Raw genomic sequence first — 25,672 nt, 5'->3', positions numbered from 1 at the left:
CTTTAAGCGTTAGATATAAAAAAACCCTAGATAAGAATCTAGGGTTTTTGCTTTCTACAAAAGAAAATTAGTTAATTACTTTTTCTTCAGCTTGAGCAGCTTGGTCTGCTTGGATAGCCGTTAGAGCTACTGTGTAAACGATATCGTCTACTAGAGCGCCACGAGACAGGTCATTTACTGGCTTGCGCATGCCTTGAAGCATTGGACCGATAGACACTAGGTCTGCTGAACGCTGTACAGCTTTGTAAGTCGTGTTACCAGTGTTTAGGTCTGGGAATACGAATACTGTTGCTTTACCCGCAACTGGAGAGTTAGGCGCTTTAGAAGCGGCTACGTTTTCCATGATTGCTGCGTCGTACTGAAGAGGACCGTCGATCACTAGATCAGGACGTTTCGCTTGAGCAAGCTTGGTTGCTTCACGTACTTTATCTACGTCTGCACCTTTACCAGATTCACCAGTAGAGTAAGAGATCATAGCAACGCGTGGGTCGATACCAAATGCCGCAGCAGAATCTGCAGATTGGATAGCGATTTCAGCAAGCTGTTCCGCTGTTGGATCTGGGTTGATCGCACAGTCTCCGTATACAAGCACTTGATCAGGCAGAAGCATGAAGAAGATAGAAGATACGATAGAAGCATCAGGAGCCGTCTTGATGATCTGGAACGGAGGAACGATTGTGTTCGCCGTTGTGTGAACAGCACCAGAAACTAGGCCGTCAACTTCACCCGCTTCAAGCATCATAGTGCCTAGGAATACTGAATCGTTTAGCTTCTCACGAGCAACCACTTCAGTCATACCTTTAGCGCCACGAAGTTCTACTAGACGAGCTACGTAGTTTTCGCGAACAGATGCAGAATCGATGATCTCCACGCCAGCGCCTAGTTCAACACCTTGTTGTGCAGCAACGCGACGGATTTCGTCTGGGTTACCAAGAAGCACACAAGTTGCGATACCGCGTTCAGCACAGATAGAAGCGGCTTTAACAGTACGTGGCTCATCACCTTCAGGAAGAACGATACGCTTAGCCGCTTTACGAGCAAATTCAGTTAACTGGTAACGGAATGCTGGTGGGCTTAGACGACGAATGCCTTGAGTACCTTCAGATAGAGAATCAATCCAAGGGCCATCGATGTGGCTAGCAACGTGATCATTAACGAATTCGATACGCTCTTTATCGTCTGCAGGTACTTCTAGGTTGAAGCTCTGTAGGTTAAGAGACGTCTGCCAAGTGTTACCTTGAGCCTTGAAGATCGGTAGACCTGAAGCGAATGCTGGTGCACAAAGGTTAGCAATGCTTTCTGGAATGTCGTAACCGCCAGTCAGTAGGATTGCGCCAATTTCAACACCGTTTTTCGCAGCAAGAGCCGCAGCAACGATAACGTCAGGACGGTCTGCAGAAGTGACTAGCAGTGAACCTGGCTTGAAGTGCTCAATCATGTGCGGTAGAGAACGTGCACAGAAAGTGATGCTCTTAATACGACGAGTCGAGATTTCACCTTCGTTAACGATTTCAGCGTTAAGGTGCTTAGCCATATCAACCGCACGAGTTGCGATTAGGTCGATGCTCCATGGCACACAGCCAAGAACACGGATAGGGCTAGAGTTGAAGATTTGCATTACTTCAAGGTTCGCTTGTTGAGCGCTATCTGCATCATCGAAGATTTCAGAAAGGTCAGGGCGAGTACGGCCAGCTTCATCAACTGGTGCATTCAGTTTGTTAATAATAACGCCTGAGATGTTCTTGTTCTTAGTGCCGCCGAAGTTAGAACATGCTACTTCGATGTGCTCTTTAAGCTGAATAGGGTTGTATGTACCCGGAGTCGCAACGAATACGATCTCTGCGCCTAGTGTTTTAGCGATTTCCGCGTTCACTTGGTTAGCAAATGGGTGCTTACGAGTAGGTACTAGACCTTCGATAAGCGTTACTTCTGCGTCTTTGTTGATCTTGTTGTATTGCTCAACAACAGACTCTAGAAGCTCGTCCATTTTTTCGCTACCGATCAAAGCTTCAGCTTTAGTCATTGCGATTGGCTCACCAATCTTAATGTCGCTGTTTGCGCTGATGATAGTAGACGTTAAATCAGGTTGGTTACCACCGCTGCGAGGTTGAGCGATTGGCTTGTAGAAAGAAACACTTACGCCCTTACGCTCCATAGCGCGAAGAACACCCATGCTAACACTAGTAAGACCAACACCAGCGCTTGTAGGGATAAGCATAATAGTACGGGACATTGACGAACACCTTTGACTATTGGAAATAAAAAAGCTCAACTGCTATTCCCACCGATATTTAAATTGGGGTAGGAATAGAAGTTGAGCCCCATTTTCGTAGTATGAAAAACTGACTAGCTTCGAATGAAGCTAGTCAGAAAAATCAATTAAAGACCTGCTAGTTTCGCAGTGTCTTCAGCAATTACTAGCTCTTCATTAGTAGAGATAACCATTGCAGGGATACGGCTGTTAGCTGTAGTGATAGTACCTTCGCCGCCGAAACGAGCTTTAAGGTTAGCTTCACTGTCAACTTCGATGCCGAAGATGCCTAGGCGGTTAAGAACCATTTCACGGATTGGGCCAGAGTTCTCGCCGATGCCACCAGTGAAAGTGATTGCGTCTAGACGACCTTCTAGAGTTGCAGTGTAACCAGCAACGTACTTAGCTAGACGGTGACAGAACACGTCCATTGCACGAGTTGCTTCTTCTTTCTCTCCGTAGTTGTCTTCAACGAAACGACAGTCAGAAGTCACTTCAGTTAGGCCCGCTAGGCCAGACTCTTTAGTTAGCATGTTGTTGATTTCTTCAACAGAGTAACCAAGAGCGTCGTGTAGGTGGAAGATGATCGCAGGATCTAGGTCACCACAACGAGTACCCATTACTAGACCTTCAAGAGGAGTCAGACCCATAGAAGTATCTACAGATTGACCGTTCTTGATAGCACATACAGATGCGCCGTTACCTAGGTGACAGTTGATGATGTTAACTTCTTCAACTGGCTTGTTTAGTAGACCAGCTACTTCACGAGTAATGAACAGGTGAGAAGTACCGTGCATGCCGTAACGACGGATGCCGTGCTCTTTGTACAGGTTGTACGGTAGAGCGTATAGGTAAGACTCAGAAGGCATTGTTTGGTGGAACGCAGTGTCAAATACAGCAACGTTTTGTAGGCCAGGGAAGTTCTGTTGAGCTGCTTCGATACCGATAAGGTGAGCTGGGTTGTGAAGAGGTGCAAAAGTTGCAGCGTCTTGAATACCCTTAAGTACTTCATCAGTGATAAGCGCTGATTTAGTGAACTGTTCGCCACCGTGAACGATACGGTGACCGATAGCGCCAAGGTTAGCTTTAAGCTCAGGCTTAGAAGCAAGAATAGTTTCTACCATGAAAGATAGTGCTTCTACGTGAGCTGCGCCCGCGCCTAGTTGTGCTTCGTGCTTGCCATCAAGTTTCCACTTCATACGGGCTTCTGGAAGACCAAGACACTCAGCAAGACCAGTTAGGTGCTCAGCACCTGTTTCTGCATCAACAACAGCAAATTTAAGAGAAGAACTACCACAGTTTAAAACTAAAACTAGCTTAGACATTAATGACTACCTGTTTATTTTTCTGATCGAAATCAGTTAGGATGAAAATTAATCTCAAGAATAGTCGAAGCACAAAGGCTTGCGTACTAACCTTGGTCAAAAAACGTTAATTTCCGTATTAAAGTGAAAGCGCACTTTTTCAGAAAAAGAGGCTTTTGCATTCCTTGCAGAAGTCGTCACAAAGTTGCTTAAATTGTAAATAAGGGCAACAATGAGATTGAGGTCTGCAAATAATAGCGATATTGTGCAAATATAACAAAAAAATTTGAAAGAATATTATTTTTCGTCAAATTTTTGTGTTTTTAGTTGATGATTTCAACTTTTTTTTAATGGGAGACTCATATGAGTAATAGAGTTGGTTTAGCGAGCAGTTTAAAAGATGGCCAAAAATACATGGATCTCTGGCCTGTTCGAAAAGAGTTAAACGCTATCTTCCCTGAACAGCGTATCATTAAAGCCACTCGTTTTGGTGTGAAAGTGATGCCAGCGATAGCCGCTATTAGTATTCTTACACAAATGGTCTTCAATAATTATCATGCAATGCCGCAAGCTGTGGTTATGGCGTTATTTGCGATCAGCTTGCCACTTCAAGGCATGTGGTGGTTAGGTAACCGTTCGAACACTCAATTACCGCCAGCATTGGTTTCGTGGTATCGAGAGTTGCATGAGAAAATCAGCGAAACGGGTTTTGCATTGGAACCAATGAAACCACGCCCTCGTTATAAAGAATTGGCGATCATTTTGAATCGCGCGTTCCAACAGTTAGATAAATCTTCAATGGAACGTTGGTTCTAAGAATATCTGCCCTTCTCCTATCGTCTGAGGACAGCTACACATCGATGTTGGCTTGCTCTCAGATTCGTTCAGTTTAATCTTTATTATTCGTTTCACTTATCTCTCGTTATTCACTTCGTTTCTTACCTAATAACTCAATCAAACTTACCTTTTCTCACATAATTCGAGAATTGTTGTGTTTTTGTTCAATATCACTTCAACTTATCAATGGTTACTGGTAATACTATCAATAATGAATTTAATGTTGTTCTCTTTAGATCGAGCAATAACAACGAGAGCTTGATGAAGGGAGTATTGATGGGTTCTGCAAGAAGAGTATTAACGGCGACTTTAAGCTGCTTCCTGCTACTATGGACAGGCCACGTGATGGCAAATATCGCTAAAGTCTCGGTCTCACAAGTTGTCGACCATCCTGATCTGAACGCGACACGTCTGGGGCTTCTTGAAGGGTTAAGAGCGAAAGGTTATGAGCCAGGAAAAAATCTAGAGTTCTCCTATGAAATGGCCGATGGTAGTCCGGCGCAAGCGGCAAAAATAGCAAGAGAGTTGGCTAGCGAAAACCCTCAAGTATTAGTTGGTATAGCCACACCGACCTCGCAAGCATTGGTCTCCGCGACTCGATCTATTCCAATTGTATTTACCGCTGTGACTGACCCGATCGGTGCAAGGCTAGTTAAACAACTCAACAACCCCGGAAAAAACGTGACCGGTCTTTCTGATCTCTCCCCTGTGTCGCAACACGTATCTTTGATTAAAGAACTGCTCCCCGAGGCAAGTTCAATTGGTGTTGTCTACAATCCTGCAGAAGCCAATGCGGTTGCATTGATTAAGCTATTGAAGAAAGCAGCGCGAGCGAATGGATTCAAACTTTATACCGAAACGGCACTGACTATTGATGATGTCGAATTAAAAGCTGAATCTGTCGCTAAGAAATCAGATGTTATCTACGCGCTGACCGACAACACGGTAGCAAGCGGTATTGAAGATCTAATCCAAGCAGCAAATCAATCAGGTACCCCAGTAGTCGCAGGAGCAACTTCTTACGTTGGAAAGGGCGCTATTGCAGGTTTAGGACTAGATTATTATGACGTAGGCGTTCAAACCGCAGATTATGTGGCTGCGATTTTGGCCGGTCAAAAACCCGGTCAGTTAGATGTGAAGACTGCACAGAGCTCGCAATTGGTGGTGAACTTAGACGCTGCTCAAAAATTAGGTGTGACGATACCTGAATCTGTGGTGGAACGAGCGAAGCTACATCAGCAATGAGAAGCTTTACGTGGTTAAGACGACCGGTAAAGACAGAATCGAATTTTAACCACGTTATTGAAGCCTTGTGCTTTATAAGGAAGTGAGTGGCTGATGACTCTCCCTTGCTATGACATGGTTAAGCTGAGTGGAAATTCTCTTCTTGATAACGTTGTAGGCGCTCTACTATAGGCGGCGCTTTCTTGAAAGTACGAATTTCTTTAAACAGTTCGTTCGCTTCAGGGTAGCCTTTACTTAAATAGACAAACCACTGTTTCACTCTGTTGGGGTAGTACATGCCTTTATCCCCTTTAATTTGAAACTCTGAATAGCGCAGTAAAAGTGCGATTACTCTATCCCACGGCATTTTTTGGTGGTTGTGCTTAACGACATTACCAAGGTTTGGAACGTTGAAAGCACCACGGCAAACCATGAGTGAATCAACCCCAGTCGTTTTAATGCAATCTTGCCCGTCTTGATAATTCCAAATCTCACCATTCGCGATCAAAGGTAGCGATGTCTTCTGGCGGATCTGATTAATATAATTCCATTTGATTTCACTGGCTTTATAGCCGCCAACTTTAGTTCGCGCATGGACGGTGAGTTCGTCAGCTTTTGCTTGCTCGATAGCGTCGACAATTTCAAAGCACTCTTCGGGATGTTCCCAACCTAATCGAATTTTTGCGGACACGGGAATGTGTGCAGGTACCGCTTCACGACAAGCTTTCACCACTTGATAGATGAGATCTGGTTCTTTTAGCAGTGACGCTCCACCATTACTTTTGTTTACCGCTTTCGCAGGGCACCCAAAGTTAATATCGATACCTTTAGCGCCTAAGCTGGCCGCTTGGAACGCATTCTCAGCCATCCAATTTGGGTGTTGTCCAAGAAGTTGGAGGTGAATAGGTACACCTGCCATGGTTTGAGAGCCTTGGTGTAATTCAGGGCAAATACGGTGGAAAACATGCGGGGGAAGAAGTTGATCAACGATACGTACGAATTCTGTGACACAGAGATCATAGTCATTAATCTCTGTAAGAATTTCGCGCATTAGATGATCAAGAACGCCCTCCATAGGGCCAAGTATTACTCGCATGCTGTTGTTTTACCGAAACTGAGTGGACCGAAAATTAGAGGCGTGATTGTACGGCTTGCTCACAGGATTGTCACTATGAGAGTGGAGCACCTGTTGTTATGTTTACTTGATCAGTTAGTGGCGACATGCTGAGCTTGATAACGCTATAATGGACAAAATGATTTAAAACACTCGAGCTTTCATGACATATCAATTATTAAGCCTACCAGAACAAGTCACAGACATTACACCGCAGTTTATTGAAGGTGCAATTCTTGCTTCTAACTTAGCGACTAAACCATTAGATCCAGAAGAGTGGCTAGCTATCGTCGCGCCTGAAGCGGGTAAAGAGCTGGTAACAATCGTTACAGAACAAATTAACCGTCAGCACAACCTGATTCAGCGTAGTGAATACTTACTAGCAGATGTGTTTTCTGAAGGTGACTTTAACGAGCAATTCGCTGATTTCGCGGAAGGCTTTATGATGGTTTGGCCTACAATTGAAGAGCAGTGGCAAAGTGTGACAGTAGCAGATGGTACGCTGCGCATGTTACAAGCGCTGCTAACGACATTGATGCTAGCAATCGATGAAGAACAAACCCAACAGCAAATGGTCGCTGCTGGTCTTCAAAATCCGCCATCGCTTGCAGAGTTGGTTGGTCAGATTGACTTGATGATTTCTGAAGTGGCACTGGCGGCAGATGAAGCTATGTTGGGAAATAAGTCACAAAGCGTGAACCCATTTAAAGACATTGGTCGAAACGATCTATGTCCGTGTGAAAGTGGCAAGAAATTCAAGCAATGCTGCGGTAAAAACAGTTAATCGAGACTTGTTGATAGATTAAGCTTGAATGAGCAACAGACTTTCTTCAACTGATAAAAAGTTTAAGCAATAAAAAAGTCGACCTATTGGTCGACTTTTTCGTTTCTGAACATGACGAGCTAATTGTTAGTCATTCTTTGATTTAACGAATTGAGAAACAACAACAAAGCCGAAAGCAACCAAGTTACCCGCGAAGATGATAACCAGCCATTGAGGCATAGAAAGCTCTAAGAACTGCCACACAACCTTGCTGCAATCGCCGTAAGCTTCAAACATCCACGGAGCCCATTGGTTTAGAGGCGCCCAGCTAGGGAAGGTGACGAATAAATCACAGGTTGCGAAAGGAGACGGGTTGAACTGGTAGTCAACGTGCTCTAGAGCAAGCATCAAACCCTTGTATGCGCCAAATCCCCAACCAGCAAGGCCTAGCCAACGTGATATCGGGTTATTTGGGGCAATAGCGCCAATCATTGCTGCGACACCGATAGCAAGCATGGCGACGCGTTCATATATACACATCACGCAAGGGCCAAGCATCATTACGTGCTGGAAGAAAAGGGCACATGCTTCAAAAAATAGTATGAAAGCCAGCAGTAAAAGCCAAGATAAACGTCCCTTAGAGAAGTCTTTGAGCATTGCAAAAAAGTTCACGAATTTAATCCCGTCTATAAAATAAAAAAGCTCTGAATACTCAGAGCTTTTTATCTTGGATAAGTTTCCTAATCAACTAATATTTTTGATTAGCTAAATACACTTATTGTGTTTCGCAGCACAAAATCGGATTAGTGACTACCAGAGATCACTGGAGCAACGACTTCACCAGTGCGTTGAACGATCCAACCTGCATCGTAGAACCAGGCTGTCATTGGTTCAACAAAGAATACGATACCAGCAAGGCCAACAAGAGCCAGTACGATAGTGTATGGCAAAGCCATGATAACCATGCGGCCGTAAGACAGTCTAATTAACGGGGCAAGTGCTGATGTTAATAAGAATAGGAATGCAGCTTGACCGTTTGGCGTAGCAACAGAAGGTAGGTTAGTACCTGTGTTGATAGCGACAGCAAGTAGGTCAAATTGGTCACGAGTGATGATGCCTTCAACCAGTGCTGTTTTCACTTCGTTGATGTAAACCGTACCGACGAACACGTTATCTGAAACCATCGATAAGATACCGTTAGCCAAATAGAATAGTGCGAGCTGTGCACCTTTATCTTCAACGTGAAGTACTGCATCGATCACTGGCTTAAACAGTCCCTGGTCAATGATTACCGCAACGACAGCGAAAAAGACAGCAAGAAGCGCAGTAAATGGTAGCGCTTCTTCAAAGGCTTTACCCATTGAGTGCTCTTCAATTACACCAGTAAATGCTGTTGCCAAGATGATAACTGAAAGGCCAATCAAACCTACTTCAGCCACGTGAAGAGCAAGGCCTACGATAAGCCAAACTGCTATTGCACTTTGAACCCATAGTTTTGCTACGTCTTGTTTTGTACGGTTTGCGCGTTCTTTGTTGTCAAATTCAACTAAGATTTGGCGAACGTTATTTGGCAGCTCTGCGCCGTAGCCAAATACTTTGAATTTCTCTACAAGTGCACAAGTGATAATGCCACAGATGAATACAGGTAATGTTACTGGCAGCATACGGATGATAAATTCACCGAACTCCCAACCTGCTTGCTTAGCAATTACCAAGTTTTGTGGTTCGCCTACCATGGTCATTACACCACCGAGGGCTGTACCCACTCCTGCGTGCATAAGTAATGAACGTAGGAAAGCACGGTAGTTTTCTAAATCATCACGAGTGAGCTCAGAGATTTCTTCATCGTGAGTATGATCGTGTGCAGACGTAGTGCCTTTACCTGATGCCACCTTGTGGTAGATAGAATAGAAGCCAACTGCAACGCTGATAACAACGGCGATTACTGTTAGTGCGTCTAGGAATGCTGATAAGAAGGCAGCTGCGACAAAGAAAGCGACAGAGAGTAAGGCTTTGGATTGGATACCAAGTAAGATCTTCGTGAAAATGAACAAAAGCAGTTCTTTCATGAAGTAAATACCAGCAACCATGAATACTAGTAAGAGTAATACAGGAAGGTTTGCTTGGAGCTCGTGATAAACCATTTCAGGTTTAGTCATGCCAATGGCGACGGCTTGAATGGCTAATAAACCACCCGGTTGAAGAGGGTAGCATTTTAGAGCCATAGCTAGAGTGAAAATAAACTCAACCACCAACAGCCAGCCCGCAAAAAATGGGTCAACTAGGAAAAAAATAAACGGGTTGATGATTAAAAAGGAAATGATGGCAAGTTTATACCAATCAGGAGCTTTACCAAGAAAGTTCTTGATAAAAGCGTTTCCGAGAGACATCGGCATGTTAATACTCTTTTATGTTGATTATGAATAGACAAGCAATACAACATTTTGAGAATCGAGCTATAAAATTGATTAAAAACCATAACTAACAGTGACTTAGAAAAACTACATTCCATGTAATGTTCTGTGGTCTTGCCAAGTCACTCCCTTAGAAACTCAAGCACTGCTTATTTTTGAGCGCAACTTTACTCTTAGATAACATTTAGTCAACAGGAAAAGCCCTGTAGCACTAAAAATACCTCTTTTTTGTTGAGAAACGCGATCAAAGTAGCGCAAGCATACCACTTAAAATGTGATAAAAACCGACTAGAATCAATATTTCAGCGAAATGATTGAAATCAACATAATAAAGACTGTTTATGTGTGATTATTACAACTTAATGTTGCATTTTAATTACCTTGTAAATATGAGTAATGTTTATGATTTTTAACGTTTTATGTTGTGTTAATAAGTTGTTGGAATGATGATTTATAGTCACTTGCTTTTCAAACTCTAGGTGCAAACGTGTACTGAGCTTTAGAGCTTTAGCTCTACTGTTGTATTTGGGTGAGTAAAGTTTTTAGGGGTATTTCAGCTAGGTAAGACTAGTGGTATGATGAGTAAATTAGAACATAATAATTAAATTGGATTGAAGTGTAGATGGTCATTAAGGCGAAGAGCCCGGCAGGATTTGCAGAAAAGTATATCATTGAAAGTATTTGGAATGGCCGTTTCGCTCCAGGTTCTATCTTGCCCGCAGAGCGTGAGCTTTCTGAACTGATTGGTGTTACACGTACTACGCTTCGTGAAGTACTACAGCGTCTTGCTCGTGATGGTTGGTTGACGATCCAACACGGCAAGCCAACTAAAGTTAACCAGTTTATGGAAACCTCAGGTCTTCATATTCTAGATACGTTAATGACGCTGGACGTTGATAACGCAAGTAAAATGGTCGAAGATTTGCTTGCTGCACGTACCAATATCAGTCCAATCTTTATGCGTTATGCATTCAAAGCAAATAAAGAAGCTTCTGAGCGTACGATTACTAACGTGATTGAATCTTGTGAAGCGTTACTTGCGGCACCGACATGGGATGAATTCCTTGAGTCTTCTCCGTATGCTGACAAGATCAAACAATCAGTGAAAGAAGACGTAGAAAAAGATGAAGCGAAGCGCCAAGCGATCTTAGTCGCTAAGACGTTTAATTTCTATGATTACATGCTTTTCCAACGTTTAGCATTCCATTCAGGTAACCAAATTTATGGCCTGATTTTTAACGGCGTTCGTAAACTGTATGACCGTGTTGGCAGCTACTACTTCTCTAATCCGGAAGCTCGTCGTTTAGCCATGGAGTTCTACAAAAACTTATTTGTGATTTGTGAAAGCGGTGAGCGTGAGAATTTACCACTTGTGATTCGTAACTACGGTATTGCAAGCGCACAGATTTGGAACGAGATGAAAACAACGTTGCCAACCAACTTTACTGAAGACGACAGCTAAGTTTTTTCATTAAAGTACGGTTAGGTTGGTTTACTTATTAAGTCAACGACGTAAAGAAAACAAAAAAGCGGCGAGATAATTTGATTATCTCGCCGCTTTTTATATATCGCTAGTTGGTAACTTACCTATAAGTAGTAACTTACCCCGCAAACTCTTCTGAGTCTGGGCGGTTAGTAAACTGAACGCCATTTAAGTAATCACAAAGTAATTGGTCTTCGCACACTTTGTAGTTCTTATTTTCTGGCTTGCGGAAGTAAGCGCCGATCTCGTATTTACTTAAGCTCACACCAACAACTTCTAGTGCATTAAGCACATCTTCAGCTTTCATGTTTAGCGCGATACGCAGCTTCATGAAAATCATGTTGTTCGTTAGCGCAACTTCAGGTTTTGTCTGCTCACCTTCTTTCTTGCCACGCTTCAGATTGATGAAACCATTTAGAAATACCGCTAACTCTTTGTCTTTCATCGTCGCGCATGACTTGTCGTTATCGTCTTTCAGCCAGTTAATCACTTTATCGTGAGCAACGGTAACGTCAGCTTGTTCAATAGCTTTGATGATTTGTGCATTTTTAAGGTTTAGTGCGTGTTGAATACGACGCAAGATTTCATTGTTAGTCACAGGGTAGTCCTAAAAAGGTATCTGGGAGTGAATATGGCTCCAATCAAACATATTGGATTTGATAAAGCACACTTTACTCTACATAGCATAGTTGAGCGCGACTCTAACAGAGAACGCTTGTTTTCCATAGATATAAAAAATCCCCATAACATGGCTGTTATAGGGATTTTTAAGCGGTTAAATCGGCATTACATTACACGCATACCTGGTTGAGCACCTTCGTGTGGTTCAAGGATCCACAAGTCGCTTCCACCAGGGCCTGCAGCTAGGATCATGCCTTCAGACATACCAAACTTCATCTTACGAGGTTTAAGGTTTGCTACCATGACAGTTAGCTTGCCTTCTAGCTCTTCAGGTTTGTATGCTGACTTGATACCAGAGAATACTTGGCGAGTCTCACCACCGATGTCCAATTGGAATTTCAGCAGTTTGTTCGCTTTTGGTACTTCTTCACAAGAGATGATACGAGCAATACGCATATCGACTGCTGCAAAGGCATCGAACTCAATCTCATCTGCGATTGGCTCTTTGTCTAGCTCAGTTTGGCTTGCTTGCTCTTTTTCCGCTTCTGCTTTTTCTTTTGCTGCTGCTTCAGCGGCTGCTTCAGCGGCTGCGTCTTCTTTAGAAGACTCGATCATTGCTTCCACTTTCTTCGGATCAATACGGCTAAATAGCGCCTTGAACTTAGTGATTTCGTGATCAGTTAGCGGAGTAGCAATCGCTTCCCACGTTAGCTCTTCGTTTAGGAAAGCTTCAGTGCGAGCGGCTAGCTCTGGCATTACGGGTTTCAGGTAAGCCATTAGTACGCGGAATAGGTTAATACCTACAGAAGAAACCTCTTGAAGCTCTTTCTCTTTACCTTCTTCTTTTGCAAGAACCCAAGGTGCTTTTTCGTCGATGTACTGGTTAGCTTTGTCAGCGAGTGCCGTTACTTCACGAATAGCGCGGCTGAACTCACGAGTTTCGTATAGTTGGCCGATACGCTCAGCAGCTGCTACGAATTCTTTGTAAAGCTCTGGTTCTGCAAATTCAGCAGAAAGCTTGCCTTCGAAACGCTTGGTGATGAAGCCTGCGTTACGAGAAGCCAAGTTAACAATCTTGTTTACTACGTCAGCGTTTACACGTTGAGTAAAATCTTCAAGGTTAAGGTCTAGATTGTCGATACGGCTGTTTAGCTTAGCAGCATAGTAGTAACGTAGACATTCAGGGTCTAGGTGGTTTAGGTACGTACTTGCTTTGATGAATGTGCCTTTTGACTTAGACATCTTCGCGCCGTTTACGGTTACGTAGCCGTGTACGAATACGTTGTTTGGCTTGCGGAAACCAGAACCTTCTAGCATTGCAGGCCAGAATAGAGAGTGGAAGTACACAATATCTTTACCGATGAAGTGGTAAAGCTCAGTTGTGCTATCTTTCTTCCAGTATTCGTCGAAGTCTAGATCGTCGCGTTTGTCACATAGGTTCTTAAAAGAAGCCATGTAGCCAACAGGCGCATCAAGCCATACGTAGAAGAACTTGTCTTTTTCGCCTGGTATTTCGAAGCCGAAGTAAGGTGCATCACGTGAGATATCCCACTGTTGTAGGCCAGACTCGAACCATTCCTGCATTTTGTTCGCAGTTTCATTCTGTAGAGAGCCAGAACGAGTCCACTCTTTAAGCATGCTTTCGAACTGAGGTAGATCGAAGAAGAAGTGCTCAGAGTCTTTCATTACTGGAGTTGCGCCAGAAACTGCTGATTTAGGATTAATCAGTTCAGTTGGGCTGTATGTCTCACCACAGTTATCACAGTTATCACCGTATTGGTCTTCTGACTTACACTTAGGGCAAGTACCTTTTACAAAACGGTCTGGAAGAAACATCTCTTTCTCAGGATCGAAAAGCTGAGAAATAGTACGGCTAGAGATGAAACCGTTCTTTTTAAGTTCTAGATAGATGTGAGAAGCCAGTTCACGGTTCTCTTCGCTATGTGTGCTGTGGTAGTTATCAAAGCTGATATCAAAGCCAGCGAAGTCTTTTTGGTGCTCTTCACTAACAGCAGCGATCATCTCTTCTGGTGTGATACCCATCTGTTGAGCTTTAAGCATAATTGGCGTGCCGTGAGCATCGTCAGCACAGATGAAGTTTACAGTGTTGCCACGTAGACGCTGGTATCGAACCCAGATATCAGCTTGGATATGCTCAAGCATATGACCAAGGTGAATAGAGCCGTTAGCGTACGGAAGCGCACAAGTTACCAAAAGTTGTCTTGGATCAGTTGCCATACTTAATAATTCGCTTTTTTGATAGGTATAAATTTTGAGAGGTAATACTACTTTATAACGTGTGATACGCCAAGGTATCAGACAAAGGATTCCCCTAGTTTTTTAGGGGTTCAGTCTTCATCTCGTGGGTGATAGCATAAATAAAAAAGGAGCCCCAATGCGTAACTTTACTTCTAAGCAAGATTTCTGTTCATGGTTGAATGAGTTCGAGTCACCAATCCTCATATCAGAGTGGGCGCTATACCAAAATATTGTATCGGTTGATCCTCGCGGATCATTCGTCATTACTTTACCTTTTGCTGCCAATCAGCTCGTGGTTGAACTGGAACAGTGGATCAACTCTCAAATTGAACAGCAACTAGTGAGTGCTTTCCAATTTGAAGTGAATGTGAAGCCGTCAGCGTTAGAAACCACGGTTGCTACTCCATTGAAAGGCGTGAAGAACATCATCGCCGTGACCTCTGCAAAGGGTGGGGTGGGCAAATCAACAACCTCTGTGAACCTTGCTCTAGCTTTGTCTAAATCAGGCTCTAAAGTTGGATTATTAGATGCAGACATCTATGGCCCATCAGTTCCTATGATGCTTGGTCAACTAGACGCAAAGCCAGAAGTACAGAATAACAAATGGATGATGCCAATCGAAGCTCATGGCATTTTTACTCATTCTATCGGTTACCTTGTATCAAAAGACGATGCTGCTATCTGGCGCGGTCCAATGGCGGCTAAGGCATTAGGTCAGCTCGTGAATGAAACAGTATGGCCAGAACTGGATTACCTTGTTATCGACATGCCACCGGGTACGGGTGATATTCAGCTAACGCTTTCGCAGCAGATTCCTGTAACGGGCGCGGTAGTCGTGACAACACCTCAAGATCTGGCATTGGCTGATGCACGCAAAGGCGTGGCGATGTTCGATAAAGTGAGCGTGCCGGTTGCAGGCTTAGTGGAAAACATGAGCTACCATATCTGTAGTCACTGTGGCGAGAAAGAGCATATCTTCGGTGCTGGTGGTGCAGAAGTCATGTCGGAAGAATTCTTCCTTGATATTTTGGCGCAAATTCCACTGCATATTGATGTGCGAGAAGACATCGATGCGGGCTGCCCAACCGTTGTACGTCGTCCGGAAAGCGAGCACACTCGTCACTACCTTGAGTTGGCTGAAAATGTTGCTGCGAAGATGTTCTGGACGGGAAAAGCGAGACCGGAAGCGATTAACTTTTTGATGGTTGATTAGAGCAGGTAAGTCTTAAAGTCGTATAAATAATGTTTGGGTGAGATAAATAGCTTTTGTATCTGTCTAGATAGCCGTTGGGTTTGTGCAAATAGTTGTACGCTAGTTATTCGAAAGCAAACGATTGTATTCATTTTATGTATAGAGAACATCAATTTGACTGCAATTAGCAAGAATGGCGACTAGAATCTATGTTGTTTAGCCCCTATAATCAGACGGTTATCTCTTCCCACCACCAAACCATATCGGGTGCAAAATTAATGTCTGATAATAATCAATGTGTCATCGTAGGTATCGCTGGCGCTTCAGCATCAGGAAAAAGTCTGATTGCTAGTACAATTTATAATGAGTTGCGCGAGAAAGTAGGCGACCATCAAATTGGTGTTATCACGGAAGATTGCTACTACAGCGACCAAAGCCACTTGAGTATGGAAGAGCGTGTTAAAACTAACTACGATCACCCAAATGCACTGGATCATGATCTATTATGTGAACACCTACAGCAGCTAATGAGTGGCAATGCGGTAGAAGTTCCTGAATACAGCTACACAGAGCACACACGTACTTCTGAAACGACTACACTTACACCTAAGAAAGTGATCATTTTAGAAGGTATTCTGCTACTAACAGATCCACGTCTACGTAAATTGATGCACGCAAGTGTGTTTATGGACACGCCGTTAGATATCTGTCTGTTACGTCGTGTTAAGCGTGATGTAGAAGAACGTGGTCGTACAATGGACACGGTACTTAAGCAATATCAGCAAACAGTACGTCCAATGTTTATGCAGTTTATTGAGCCTTCAAAACAACATGCAGACATCATCGTTCCACGTGGTGGTAAAAACCGCATCGCGATTGACGTGCTAAAAGCGCACATTGCGAAGTTGTTGAAATCTTAATTAAGTAAAATTTTTGTCTAAGTGATTAACTTAGCTTTATTTTTTACCGAATCAGTGGCACTTTTATAGTGCCACTTTCTTTTGGAATCTAAGCAAGGAATATGCGGATGAAGAAACTACTCATTTTCATAGCTGTACCAGTGTTTGTTGTTGTCATAGCAATTCTGGCACTAGTGCTGTTAGTGAACCCCAACCAATTCAAGCCATTAATTGTCGAACAAGCTCAGAAACACACAGGCCTAGAACTTGTGATAGAGGGCGATATCAGTTGGCAATTCTTCCCATCTATTGGTTTTGAACTTGGTCAAACTGAATTACGTAACCCTGAAGGGTTCACCCAACCAAACCTGTTTAAGGTTGATACTGTTGGCGTTGACGTTTCGGTTACTCCGCTATTCAGCAACCAACTAGAGATCGGTAATATCACTCTAGATGGTGCAGAGTTCTATTTGGAAACGCTTAAAGATGGTCGCAAGAACATCGATGCGTTGACACAAGCGCCAGCTCCTCAAGAGTCTGAACCTGCCGTAGATGCAAATTCTGAATCAGCACCAGCGCCTCAAGAACAAAGCGCAACTGAAGCATCTGGTTGGACGATTAACCTTGCGGGTGTCACTATCTCAAACGCACTGTTTGAAATGGATGACAAACAAGCGGGTTCATTCACTAAATTATACGATGTGTCTTTGAACTTATCAGAGTTTGCAGTGGATACATGGACAACTGCGACGTTTGCTGCTTCTGGTGAAAACAACCAACAGAAGTTCTCTGCTAACGGCAGCGCTGAATTCAAATTAGCGGAAGGCTTCGCAAGTTACGCACTACGCAATATTGACCTCAACGCTAAATTCAATGATCCAGCAACGTCGATCGAGTCGGCGAAGATTGGCTTGAATACGTTTGAGTTCGATAAGGTTAACCAACTGACTTACGCTGTGATTGGTAAAGCCGCTGGCCTTGACCTTGATCTTAAAGGTGGTGGTGAGCTAACGGTTGATAGCGCGATTTCAAAAGTAACATTGAACAAGTTAACGTTAGACTCAACATTCAAAGGCGACACGCTTCCTCAGTCACCAATGAAAGTGGATATGTTGTCTGACCTAAGCTTTGATCTAACTAAGAGCCACTTGAGCTTTGTGTTGGAGAAGCTGCAAGCTAATTCTATTGCGTTAGATGGTAAAGCCGACGTAACGTTATCTGAAATACCAAAAGTTCGTTTTTCTCTTCATAGCCCGAACATCGATTTAGATGAATTCTTAGGTTTAGACAACACAACTGAGACAGCAAATACGGTTCGTTCTGGTTCCGCTGGTGGCTCCACTTCAAATACTGGCAGCTCGGCTCCTATGAGAGAAGTAGAACCGGATCTTTCGGCACTGAAAACGCTCGACGTGAAAGGTGACATCACGATTGATAAGTTCAAGGCGAGCAATGCAAAAATGCAGAACGTTATAACAGCGTTCTCTGTTAACCGTGGTATCGCAGAGCTAACATCATTCACATCGAATCTTTACCAAGGTTCTATTTCTGCTACCGCTAAGTTAGACGCTCGTAAAACACCAGCGACTTACACGGCTAAAAAGAAAATCAAAGGCGTGAAGGTTCAACCACTATTGGTTGATGTTGCGAACAACGACATGCTGGAAGGTACCGGTAATATTGATGTTAACGTGAAAGGTAAGAGCCTGACACCAACTGGAATCAAGAAGAACCTAGTTGGAACCATCGCGATTAATTTTGAAGATGGCGCAGTGAATGGCATCAACGTTGCTCAACTGATTCGAGAAAACTACGCGATTATCAAAGGCGAAAAAGTCGAAAGTAAAAATGATGCTCAAAAAACTGATTTCAGTGCAATGAAAGCAACACTGAAAGTAGATAAAGGTTGGGTTTCAACTAATGACTTATCGGCACAGTCGCCACTATTACGTGTGACTGGTCAAGGCAAAGCAAATTTCATCAATGAAACGGTCGATTTCTTAGTAAGAACGTCAATTGTTGGTTCATTAGAAGGTCAGGGTGGTAAGAGCATCGATGACCTGAAAGATGTGACGATTCCTATTAAGGTGACTGGCAAGTGGGCTGATCCGAAATTTGCGCTTGTTTTTGATGATGTGTTGAAACAAAAAGCACAAAAAGAGATCGACCGTGGCGTGAACAAGCTAACGGATAAGATCAAAGACGAGAAAACCAAAGAAGCGGTTGATAGTTTGTTGAAAGGCTTCTTTAACTAACCTTTATTTCTAACTCGTATATAAAAGAATCGCCATTCCTGTTGCAGGTATGGCGCTTTTGTTTGTGCGCTGATAATAAGCAAGAGAGACTCCCTATGATGCTCGTACCTCGCTCTAGGGAATGACGCTCGGTGCTCGTCCTTTATTTAAGGGAGTAACACTAAAGAGTTGTCATCCTCTAGAGAGAAGAATGACTGAGTCGGGAACCTTTTGTCAAAGGTGATTACCAGTCAATGCCTTGAAGCGCTTTAACTCCGGATTCGAAAGCGTGCTTCACGTTACGAACTTCAGATACCGTGTCCGCCATCTCTGTCAGAGTTCGATGCGCACCACGACCAGTAATGATCACCGATTGCATTTTCGGACGGTTGTTGAGAGCCTTTACCACTTCATCTAACTCGATGTAGCCGTAACTCACCATATAAGTCAGCTCATCAAACAGAATCACATCAATGGACTCATCAGCTAGCATACGCTGACATTCTTTCCAGATACGTTGTGCGGCTTCAATATCTTTTTTCTTGTCTTGAGTTTCCCATGTAAAACCAGTTCCCATGACTTGGAATTCAACATCCAGCTTTTGGAGAACATTCTTTTCGCCGTTATCCCAAGTTCCTTTTACAAACTGAGCGACCGCACATTTCTTACCATGACCGACGGCACGAGTGATGGTGCCAAATCCTGATGTTGACTTGCCTTTACCGTTACCAGTGATAATCAATAACAGGCCTTTCACTTCTTGCGCAGCTGCGATACGTGTATCGACTTGTTCTTTTACTTTCTGTTGCCTTGCTTTATGGCGTTGTTCTTTGTTGTCTTCAGTCGACATAACAAATCCTTTTAAGTTGTGATTGCACCTATCATAGCCTAACTTAACCATAGCAAAAACCATCGGCAGAACAGGTGATTACGAATGAAGAAGATACTCGTTGTTTGTATGGGTAATATTTGTCGCTCGCCAACAGGTGAAGCGGTATTAAGGAAGAAGGCTAATCAACTAGAAGTGGATGTTATTGTAGATTCTGCAGGGACGATTGGCTTTCATCAAGGCAACCCACCAGATTCTCGTTCAAAGTCAGCAGGTGAGAAACGTGGTTACAGCTTCAAAGGCATTACGTCACGCAAATTAGTGATGAATGACTTTGAAGAGTATGATCTAATACTCGCGGCAGATAAGGCAAATTGGGATGATTTAATGAGCCTGTGTCCAGCTCATCTGCAATACAAGATTGCGCTATTCTTGAGCTTTGGAGAGTCACAATATCAAGAGATACCCGACCCGTATTATGGCGAAGGGAATGGTTTTGAGTTGGTGCTGGATTTAATTGAAGAGTCTAGCGAAGCGATATTGCGATCTATTTAACGTCGAAGCTATGTTCCGTGTTTCCGCAATAGATATAAAACGGCAGATATAAAAAAGGCCGACATTCAAAGTCGGCCTTTCTAAAACTAACGATAAGTAATGTCTAAGATTACTTAGACATTACTTTGTAGATAGGGTCTTCTGCAACATTCGCTTCAACTAGGCTACCCGCTTTGTGCAGCATAGCAACACAGTCTTGGCTTAGGTGACGAAGGTGAAGAGTCTTACCTAGTGCTGCATAACGATCGGCAATCGTGTCGATTGCTTCAATTGCTGAGTGGTCAGTCACTCGAGAGTTTGCAAAGTCAACGATAACATCTTGTGGATCGTTGTGTGAGTCAAACAACTCAAGGAAGTTAGCGGTTGAACCAAAGAAGATTGGACCGTTAACTTTGTATTCTTTTGAGCCTTCAGCGTTTACTGATGTGTCTGCGTAGATGTGTTTAGCATGTTGCCACGCAAACATTAGTGCAGAAGCAACAACACCCACACCAACCGCTACTGCTAGGTCTGTTAGCACTGTAACGACAGTTACAAGAACGATAACGAAGAAGTCTTGCTTAGGAACGCGACGAGCCAGTTTGAACGTTGCCCATTCAAACGTACCGATAACAACCATAAACATAACACCAACTAGCGCTGCTAGAGGAATTATTTCGATAAGTGCAGAGCCAAACAGGATGAACATCAGTAGTGCAACTGCAGCAACGATACCTGAAAGACGACCACGACCACCTGAGTTTACGTTGATCATCGATTGACCGATCATTGCACAACCACCCATCGCGCCAAATACTGAACACGTTACGTTAGCCATACCTTGCCCCACACATTCACGGTTAGATTGACCACGAGTGTTTGTCATTTCGTCTAGTACCGTTAGTGTCAGTAGAGACTCAATCAAGCCGATAGCCGCAAGGATAATAGCGTATGGCAGGATGATTTGTAGCGTCTCGAAAGAAACCGGAACAGCCGGAATAGAGAACGTTGGTAGAGAGCCTGCAAGTGTTGCTGCTTCGTCACCAGACATAGTACGTAGGAAATCAACAACAGTGCGAGTTTCAAGATCAAGGCCTACAACCAAAGCAGTTACCGTAACAATAGCAACCAGTGAGGATGGTACTGCAGTTGTTAGTTTAGGCAGGAAGTGGATGATACCCATTGTTAGTGCAACTAAGCCTAACATTAGTGTCATTTGACCGCTTGGTAGCCAAGTTAATGCACCTGTTACGTCTGGTGCTTTAAACTGTCCAAGCTGTGCTAGGAAGATCACAATTGCCAAACCGTTCACGAAACCAATCATTACTGGGTGTGGAACAATACGGATAAATTTACCTAACTTGAATACCCCCGCTGCAATTTGCAGAAGGCCAGCCAGCATAACTGCCGCAAAGAGGTATTGAACGCCGTGAGTTGCTACTAGGCTCACCATTACTACAGCCATTGCGCCAGTTGCACCAGAAATCATACCTGGACGACCGCCGAAGACAGAAGTGATTAAACCTACGATGAACGCTGCGTAAAGACCAACCATTGGGTCAACGCCTGCAACAAAGGCGAATGCTACGGCTTCAGGTACCAGAGCTAGGGCTACTGTTAGACCTGAAAGCACATCATTTTTTACAGAGTGCTTTGAAAATTGTGGGAATTCGAACATGTTTGCTCAGCTATGCTTAAAATGGGTTTACCGACAAGAGTGTATTGCGTAGCCAAACAGTGATGAAAAAGAGCGGCAATAGCTAAGTGTCGAAAATATAAGTGCGCGAATGCTACCCAAAAATGTGATTAAGTTCAAGGTTGAACCCCATTTTGAGTAATATATCTATGATAACCCATCGGAACTGTGGATATAAAAAAAGGGCGACTTATGAATAAGTCGCCCTTAGATCGTTTTTTGCAGATTACTCCGCGAAGCTCATTAGTATTGAGGCTTAGTCATGCCGGCGCCGGCTTTATTTGACGCTGCTTGGCTACCTGCACCTTTCGATACAAAACGCTCAGTACGGAATGGGGCTGCAACAACTTGAATCTCTTTGATCTCTTGAGGACCAGGAGCTTTAGTCATTGGAGAACCCGCTTGTTTATTAGCTTCTACTGCCTTCGGTGCTATTTTAGGAGCCTGTGCTTTTACCACAGGAGCTTCTTCTACTTTTGCACTTTCAGCTTTAGGTGCTTCAACAGCTTTTGCTGGTTCAATAACAGCTTCAGTTTCAACAGGTGCTTCAGTTTCAACAATTGTTTCTGCTACAACGTCTTCAGCTTTAACTGTCTCAACAGGAGCTTCAACTACTGGTGTCGTAACTAATAGAGCTTCTTCAACTACAGCAGGAGCTTCAGTTACCTGAGCTTCAACGACAGTTTCAGTTTCTTCACGGCGGATAATGACTTTACCCATCGCAAGTTCAGGGCATGCAAAGCCGCCTGCCATAGCAGTGTTACTTTGCGGTGCCGCCTCTTGAGCTACGTTTTGTTCTTGTACAGCAACTTGAGTTTCAACGGCTACTTCAACTTCAGTCACTTCAGGTTTTGTCTGATTGTGGTGAGGTTTTGGAATGAAGCGAGGCATCACTTTACCCATAGCCATCTCTGGAGAAGCTACACCACCTTTACGTAGGCGGAATGGGTTAGGGCGACGATCACGACCGCGACGACGACGCTGACCACTTGCACGTAGGTGACGTGGTGAACGGCGGTTACGACGTTGTTTCGGCTCTTCCTGTTCAGTTTGCTCTGCGTCTACTTGAGTTGCTTCAACTTGCTCTGTAACCTTCTGTTCTTGAGCTACAGTTTGTTCGTGATTTGCTGCTTGTGCCTTTTGCTCTTTTGATACGTTATCGGCATTGTTGTCAGCTTCTGCTTGAGCTAGTTGATCTTTAACTCGAACTTGCTTATTCAGTTTACGACGCTGGCGACGCTCTTTAATCTTCACAGCTTTTGCTTCAGGCTTCGCCTTCGGCGCTTCAGGTTTATCAGCTTGCGCTTCTGCTGCTAGCTGTAGACCTTCTTCTGCTAATTTAGATGGAGCTTGCTCTTCACGTAGTTTCTGCTCTTCACGTGGCTTATTGCGACGATCTTGCTTAGGCTTACGTGGTTGACGAGTTTGCTGTGGAGCTGCTTCTTTTTGCTCTTCAGGTTTCTCATCACGTACAGGCTTGCGACGGCGTTTGTTGTCGCGGTTTTCGTTACGATTGTCACCACGCTCGCTGCGCTCATTACGTTCACCGCGCTCACCACGTTGGTTACGACGGCGATTGTCGTTACGATCACGGCGTTGACGGTTGCCGTTGTTGCGATTGTTCTTAGGCTTCTCTTCTTCTTTTTTCTCTTCTTCTTTTTTCTCTTCTTGAGTTGAAGATCCAAATAAGAAGCTACCGATAGCTTTGAAGAAACGACCTATTAGACCTGGTTCTTGCGTTGCTGCAGTTGGTTCAACTTTCTTCTCTTCAACAGCTTTAGGGGCTGGAGCAGGAGTCGGTGCTGATTGAGCTGGAGCCGCGAAACCTTTCAGAGCTGGCTCTTCGATCTTCTTAGGACGAATAGTCTGCTCTGCTGATTCTTTGCTTTCTGCTTCTTTTAGAGCTTCTAGCTTACTAGGCAGTAGGTAAGACAGTAGATCGAACTCTTCACCTTCACGTACACGGATAACCTCAAAATGCGGCGTTTCCATGTCAGAGTTAGGAACAACAGTGATCTTAACTTCTTGGTTCTTCTCTATGTGGTTTACTGAGCGACGCTTCTCGTTCAATAGATAAGAAGCGATAGGTACAGGGACGACAGCAAGAACTTGCGCAGTGTTGTCTTTTAGAGCTTCTTCTTCGATCAGACGTAGAACAGATAGTGCGAGAGATTCATTATCACGAACAACACCAGTACCTGTACAACGAGGACAAATGTGGTGGCTTGCTTCTGCTAGTGATGGGCTCAAACGTTGACGAGACATCTCTAGAAGACCAAAACGAGAAATACGGCCAATCTGAACACGTGCGCGATCTAAACGAACAGCATCACGTAGACGGCTTTCTACTTCGCGTTGGTGGCGAACCGGAGTCATATCGATAAAGTCGATGACAACAAGGCCACCTAGATCACGTAGACGTAACTGACGTGCAATTTCATCGGCTGCTTCTAGGTTAGTGTTAAGTGCTGTTTCTTCGATATCGCCGCCCTTTGTTGCACGAGCAGAGTTGATATCGATAGAAGTCAGAGCTTCTGTTGGGTCGATCACGATAGAACCACCAGATGGAAGACGAACTTCACGTTGGAAAGCAGATTCGATCTGGCTTTCAATCTGGTAATGGCTGAATAGTGGTACTTCACCATCGTATTTCTTAACGCGATTCATGAAATCTGGACGTATTAATTGAATGTGCGCTTGTGCACGTTCAAAAATAGTATTGCTGTCGATTAGAATCTCGCCAATATCACGACGTAGATAGTCACGAATCGCGCGAACGATGACGTTACTTTCTTGGTGAATAAGGAAAGGAGCTGCATTTGAATCAGAAGCCTGCTTGATGGCGCCCCAGTGATTCAATAGAACGTTCAAGTCCCACTCTAGCTCTTCTGCACTTTTGCCAACACCAGCTGTTCGCACGATTAAGCCCATGCCTTGAGGTAGTTCAAGAGTGCTTAATGCTGCTTTCAGTTGAGTGCGTTCATCACCTTCGATACGACGAGAAATACCGCCAGCACGAGGGTTATTAGGCATCAGAACTAAGTAACTACCAGCCAAAGAGATGAAGGTTGTCAGTGCAGCGCCTTTGCTACCACGTTCTTCTTTCTCAACTTGTACGATTACTTCTTGTCCTTCTCTTAGCACTTCTTTAATGCTAGGACGGCCTTGGTATGTATAACCTTCAGGGAAGTATTCGCGGGCAATTTCTTTAAGAGGGAGGAAACCGTGACGTTCTGCGCCGTAATCAACAAATGCCGCTTCTAGGCTTGGTTCAATACGGGTAATACGTCCTTTGTAGATATTCGCTTTCTTTGACTCGTGACCTGGACTTTCGATATCTAGATCGAATAGTCGCTGGCCATCAACCAAAGCGACACGCAACTCTTCTTTTTGAGTTGCGTTAATTAACATTCTTTTCATTTAGAAATTCTCATTGTCTTTTCTTATTTTCATCATTGTTCTTATCGCTTTATTCGTTTCTCATGGTGCCAGATCCCATGGCTTTATCGGTGCAGCCTCCCGGCTGGAGAGGGATGCTCTGGGGCACGTCAGTCATCATAGGGAGTTAGCCTATGATCCGCGATGTGGCGGTGAATACTCAACATGAGCGTACGTGAGTAGAGCGATAAGGAACTCAGTTGACCGTGTCTTACGCCGATTGCAGCACTGTCTAATCTGAGTTATCTACTCATTTACTTGCCTATGAATGGTTAGCTGTTTAAATAATAGTCAAACCAATAATAGCAGCTGTGAACTATAGCAGCGGTCGGTAAACACAGCAATCTGCTTTGTCGGAATGCGGTAAAAAAAAACAGTTTTTGTTTGGGTTTTGATAGCTCTAACTCACTGTCTATAAATAATTTATCAATTGATATTTTAATTTGCAGGAATCTTGATGCTTTTTTGTTCGAAGAATCAAAGAAATATAGGACTTCAGTCGCTATTTAGGGAGGATCCCGTGAGGATTAAGGGTAAATTAGTACGGAATAGTGCTAAGAAAACCTCAATTATCAAAAGT

General features: G+C 43.7%; 18 protein-coding genes. 8 read left to right on the top strand and 10 right to left on the bottom strand.

Annotated elements, in window-relative coordinates; all coding sequences use genetic code 11:
• Positions 1–67: 67 nt before the first annotated feature.
• A complete protein-coding gene (gene pta, locus ACMAZD_RS12125) occupies positions 68–2,233 on the bottom strand; it encodes a phosphate acetyltransferase (protein WP_102266328.1) in 2,166 nt (721 codons plus the stop codon).
• A gap of 146 nt (positions 2,234–2,379) precedes the next feature.
• Positions 2,380–3,576, bottom strand: a complete 1,197-nt coding sequence (locus ACMAZD_RS12120) for an acetate kinase (protein ID WP_017088570.1) — start codon at positions 3,574–3,576, stop codon at positions 2,380–2,382.
• Between the two features lie 342 nt (positions 3,577–3,918).
• Here ACMAZD_RS12120 and yfbV point away from each other — a divergent pair, with 342 nt between their 5' ends.
• Together yfbV and ACMAZD_RS12110 are read left to right on the top strand one after the other, a co-directional pair.
• The gene (gene yfbV / locus ACMAZD_RS12115; protein ID WP_435247414.1) at positions 3,919–4,371 is read left to right on the top strand and encodes a terminus macrodomain insulation protein YfbV; all 453 of its coding nucleotides are present in this window, start codon (positions 3,919–3,921) and stop codon (positions 4,369–4,371) included.
• A 297-nt stretch (positions 4,372–4,668) separates the two neighbouring features.
• The gene (locus tag ACMAZD_RS12110) at positions 4,669–5,637 is read left to right on the top strand and encodes an ABC transporter substrate binding protein (RefSeq protein ID WP_435247413.1); all 969 of its coding nucleotides are present in this window, start codon (positions 4,669–4,671) and stop codon (positions 5,635–5,637) included.
• Between the two features lie 118 nt (positions 5,638–5,755).
• Here ACMAZD_RS12110 and dusC read toward each other — a convergent pair whose 3' ends face one another.
• Complete coding sequence (gene dusC / locus ACMAZD_RS12105) at positions 5,756–6,712, bottom strand: tRNA dihydrouridine(16) synthase DusC (RefSeq protein WP_435247412.1); 957 nt, start codon at positions 6,710–6,712, stop codon at positions 5,756–5,758.
• A gap of 181 nt (positions 6,713–6,893) precedes the next feature.
• Between dusC and ACMAZD_RS12100 the strand changes: the two genes are divergently transcribed.
• On the top strand, positions 6,894–7,514 hold the full coding sequence (locus ACMAZD_RS12100; protein ID WP_435247411.1) for an SEC-C metal-binding domain-containing protein: 621 nt from the start codon (positions 6,894–6,896) through the stop codon (positions 7,512–7,514).
• A gap of 126 nt (positions 7,515–7,640) precedes the next feature.
• Here the strand turns inward: ACMAZD_RS12100 and dsbB are convergent, their stop codons facing one another.
• Both dsbB and nhaB read right to left on the bottom strand, forming a co-directional pair.
• The gene (gene dsbB, locus ACMAZD_RS12095) at positions 7,641–8,165 is read right to left on the bottom strand and encodes a disulfide bond formation protein DsbB (protein WP_435247410.1); all 525 of its coding nucleotides are present in this window, start codon (positions 8,163–8,165) and stop codon (positions 7,641–7,643) included.
• A gap of 131 nt (positions 8,166–8,296) precedes the next feature.
• On the bottom strand, positions 8,297–9,889 hold the full coding sequence (gene nhaB, locus ACMAZD_RS12090; protein WP_435247409.1) for a Na(+)/H(+) antiporter NhaB: 1,593 nt from the start codon (positions 9,887–9,889) through the stop codon (positions 8,297–8,299).
• A 640-nt stretch (positions 9,890–10,529) separates the two neighbouring features.
• On the opposite strand from nhaB, the gene fadR reads away from it, so the two are divergent.
• Entirely contained in the window at positions 10,530–11,369 is an 840-nt protein-coding gene (fadR, locus tag ACMAZD_RS12085) for a fatty acid metabolism transcriptional regulator FadR (RefSeq protein WP_435247408.1), read from the top strand.
• Positions 11,370–11,508: 139 nt separating this feature from the next.
• Here the strand turns inward: fadR and ACMAZD_RS12080 are convergent, their stop codons facing one another.
• Together ACMAZD_RS12080 and metG are read right to left on the bottom strand one after the other, a co-directional pair.
• The gene (locus ACMAZD_RS12080) at positions 11,509–11,988 is read right to left on the bottom strand and encodes a DUF1456 family protein (protein WP_435247407.1); all 480 of its coding nucleotides are present in this window, start codon (positions 11,986–11,988) and stop codon (positions 11,509–11,511) included.
• A 188-nt stretch (positions 11,989–12,176) separates the two neighbouring features.
• Positions 12,177–14,249 carry a methionine--tRNA ligase gene (gene metG / locus ACMAZD_RS12075; protein WP_435247406.1) on the bottom strand — a complete coding sequence of 691 codons (2,073 nt, stop codon included), beginning with the start codon at positions 14,247–14,249 and terminating at the stop codon, positions 12,177–12,179.
• 157 nt (positions 14,250–14,406) lie between these two features.
• On the opposite strand from metG, the gene apbC reads away from it, so the two are divergent.
• The 3 genes from apbC (at position 14,407) to ACMAZD_RS12060 (ending at position 18,616) form a co-directional block, all read left to right on the top strand.
• On the top strand, positions 14,407–15,483 hold the full coding sequence (gene apbC / locus ACMAZD_RS12070) for an iron-sulfur cluster carrier protein ApbC (protein ID WP_435247405.1): 1,077 nt from the start codon (positions 14,407–14,409) through the stop codon (positions 15,481–15,483).
• Between the two features lie 257 nt (positions 15,484–15,740).
• Positions 15,741–16,382 carry a uridine kinase gene (gene udk, locus ACMAZD_RS12065; protein ID WP_102437004.1) on the top strand — a complete coding sequence of 214 codons (642 nt, stop codon included), beginning with the start codon at positions 15,741–15,743 and terminating at the stop codon, positions 16,380–16,382.
• 107 nt (positions 16,383–16,489) lie between these two features.
• On the top strand, positions 16,490–18,616 hold the full coding sequence (locus ACMAZD_RS12060) for an AsmA family protein (RefSeq protein WP_435247404.1): 2,127 nt from the start codon (positions 16,490–16,492) through the stop codon (positions 18,614–18,616).
• A gap of 223 nt (positions 18,617–18,839) precedes the next feature.
• Here ACMAZD_RS12060 and cobO read toward each other — a convergent pair whose 3' ends face one another.
• Positions 18,840–19,445: a cob(I)yrinic acid a,c-diamide adenosyltransferase gene (gene cobO, locus ACMAZD_RS12055; RefSeq protein WP_435247403.1), complete on the bottom strand. Its 606-nt coding sequence runs from the start codon at positions 19,443–19,445 to the stop codon at positions 18,840–18,842.
• Between the two features lie 84 nt (positions 19,446–19,529).
• Between cobO and ACMAZD_RS12050 the strand changes: the two genes are divergently transcribed.
• Positions 19,530–19,979 carry a low molecular weight protein-tyrosine-phosphatase gene (locus tag ACMAZD_RS12050; RefSeq protein WP_435247402.1) on the top strand — a complete coding sequence of 150 codons (450 nt, stop codon included), beginning with the start codon at positions 19,530–19,532 and terminating at the stop codon, positions 19,977–19,979.
• A gap of 109 nt (positions 19,980–20,088) precedes the next feature.
• Here the strand turns inward: ACMAZD_RS12050 and ACMAZD_RS12045 are convergent, their stop codons facing one another.
• Both ACMAZD_RS12045 and rne read right to left on the bottom strand, forming a co-directional pair.
• Complete coding sequence (locus ACMAZD_RS12045) at positions 20,089–21,636, bottom strand: SulP family inorganic anion transporter (protein WP_435247401.1); 1,548 nt, start codon at positions 21,634–21,636, stop codon at positions 20,089–20,091.
• Between the two features lie 261 nt (positions 21,637–21,897).
• Positions 21,898–25,074: a ribonuclease E gene (gene rne / locus ACMAZD_RS12040; RefSeq protein WP_435247400.1), complete on the bottom strand. Its 3,177-nt coding sequence runs from the start codon at positions 25,072–25,074 to the stop codon at positions 21,898–21,900.
• Positions 25,075–25,672: the final 598 nt, after the last annotated feature.

This window comes from Vibrio sp. nBUS_14 (assembly GCF_051201655.1).
In the GTDB taxonomy this organism is placed as follows: domain Bacteria; phylum Pseudomonadota; class Gammaproteobacteria; order Enterobacterales; family Vibrionaceae; genus Vibrio.
This window is presented reverse-complemented; position numbering and strand designations above follow the sequence as displayed.

What these genes read in the sequence shown, in the direction of transcription:
- fadR (WP_435247408.1), top strand. Translation starts at nt 10,530, where the DNA reads ATGGTCATTAAGGCGAAGAGCCCGGCAGGATTTGCAGAAAAGTATATC.
- udk (WP_102437004.1), top strand. Translation starts at nt 15,741, where the DNA reads ATGTCTGATAATAATCAATGTGTCATCGTAGGTATCGCTGGCGCTTCA.
- ACMAZD_RS12060 (WP_435247404.1), top strand. Translation starts at nt 16,490, where the DNA reads ATGAAGAAACTACTCATTTTCATAGCTGTACCAGTGTTTGTTGTTGTC.
- nhaB (WP_435247409.1), bottom strand. Translation starts at nt 9,889, where the DNA reads ATGCCGATGTCTCTCGGAAACGCTTTTATCAAGAACTTTCTTGGTAAA.
- pta (WP_102266328.1), bottom strand. Translation starts at nt 2,233, where the DNA reads ATGTCCCGTACTATTATGCTTATCCCTACAAGCGCTGGTGTTGGTCTT.
- apbC (WP_435247405.1), top strand. Translation starts at nt 14,407, where the DNA reads ATGCGTAACTTTACTTCTAAGCAAGATTTCTGTTCATGGTTGAATGAG.
- metG (WP_435247406.1), bottom strand. Translation starts at nt 14,249, where the DNA reads ATGGCAACTGATCCAAGACAACTTTTGGTAACTTGTGCGCTTCCGTAC.
- yfbV (WP_435247414.1), top strand. Translation starts at nt 3,919, where the DNA reads ATGAGTAATAGAGTTGGTTTAGCGAGCAGTTTAAAAGATGGCCAAAAA.
- ACMAZD_RS12110 (WP_435247413.1), top strand. Translation starts at nt 4,669, where the DNA reads ATGGGTTCTGCAAGAAGAGTATTAACGGCGACTTTAAGCTGCTTCCTG.
- ACMAZD_RS12050 (WP_435247402.1), top strand. Translation starts at nt 19,530, where the DNA reads ATGAAGAAGATACTCGTTGTTTGTATGGGTAATATTTGTCGCTCGCCA.
- ACMAZD_RS12100 (WP_435247411.1), top strand. Translation starts at nt 6,894, where the DNA reads ATGACATATCAATTATTAAGCCTACCAGAACAAGTCACAGACATTACA.
- ACMAZD_RS12045 (WP_435247401.1), bottom strand. Translation starts at nt 21,636, where the DNA reads ATGTTCGAATTCCCACAATTTTCAAAGCACTCTGTAAAAAATGATGTG.
- cobO (WP_435247403.1), bottom strand. Translation starts at nt 19,445, where the DNA reads ATGTCGACTGAAGACAACAAAGAACAACGCCATAAAGCAAGGCAACAG.
- ACMAZD_RS12120 (WP_017088570.1), bottom strand. Translation starts at nt 3,576, where the DNA reads ATGTCTAAGCTAGTTTTAGTTTTAAACTGTGGTAGTTCTTCTCTTAAA.
- dusC (WP_435247412.1), bottom strand. Translation starts at nt 6,712, where the DNA reads ATGCGAGTAATACTTGGCCCTATGGAGGGCGTTCTTGATCATCTAATG.
- rne (WP_435247400.1), bottom strand. Translation starts at nt 25,074, where the DNA reads ATGAAAAGAATGTTAATTAACGCAACTCAAAAAGAAGAGTTGCGTGTC.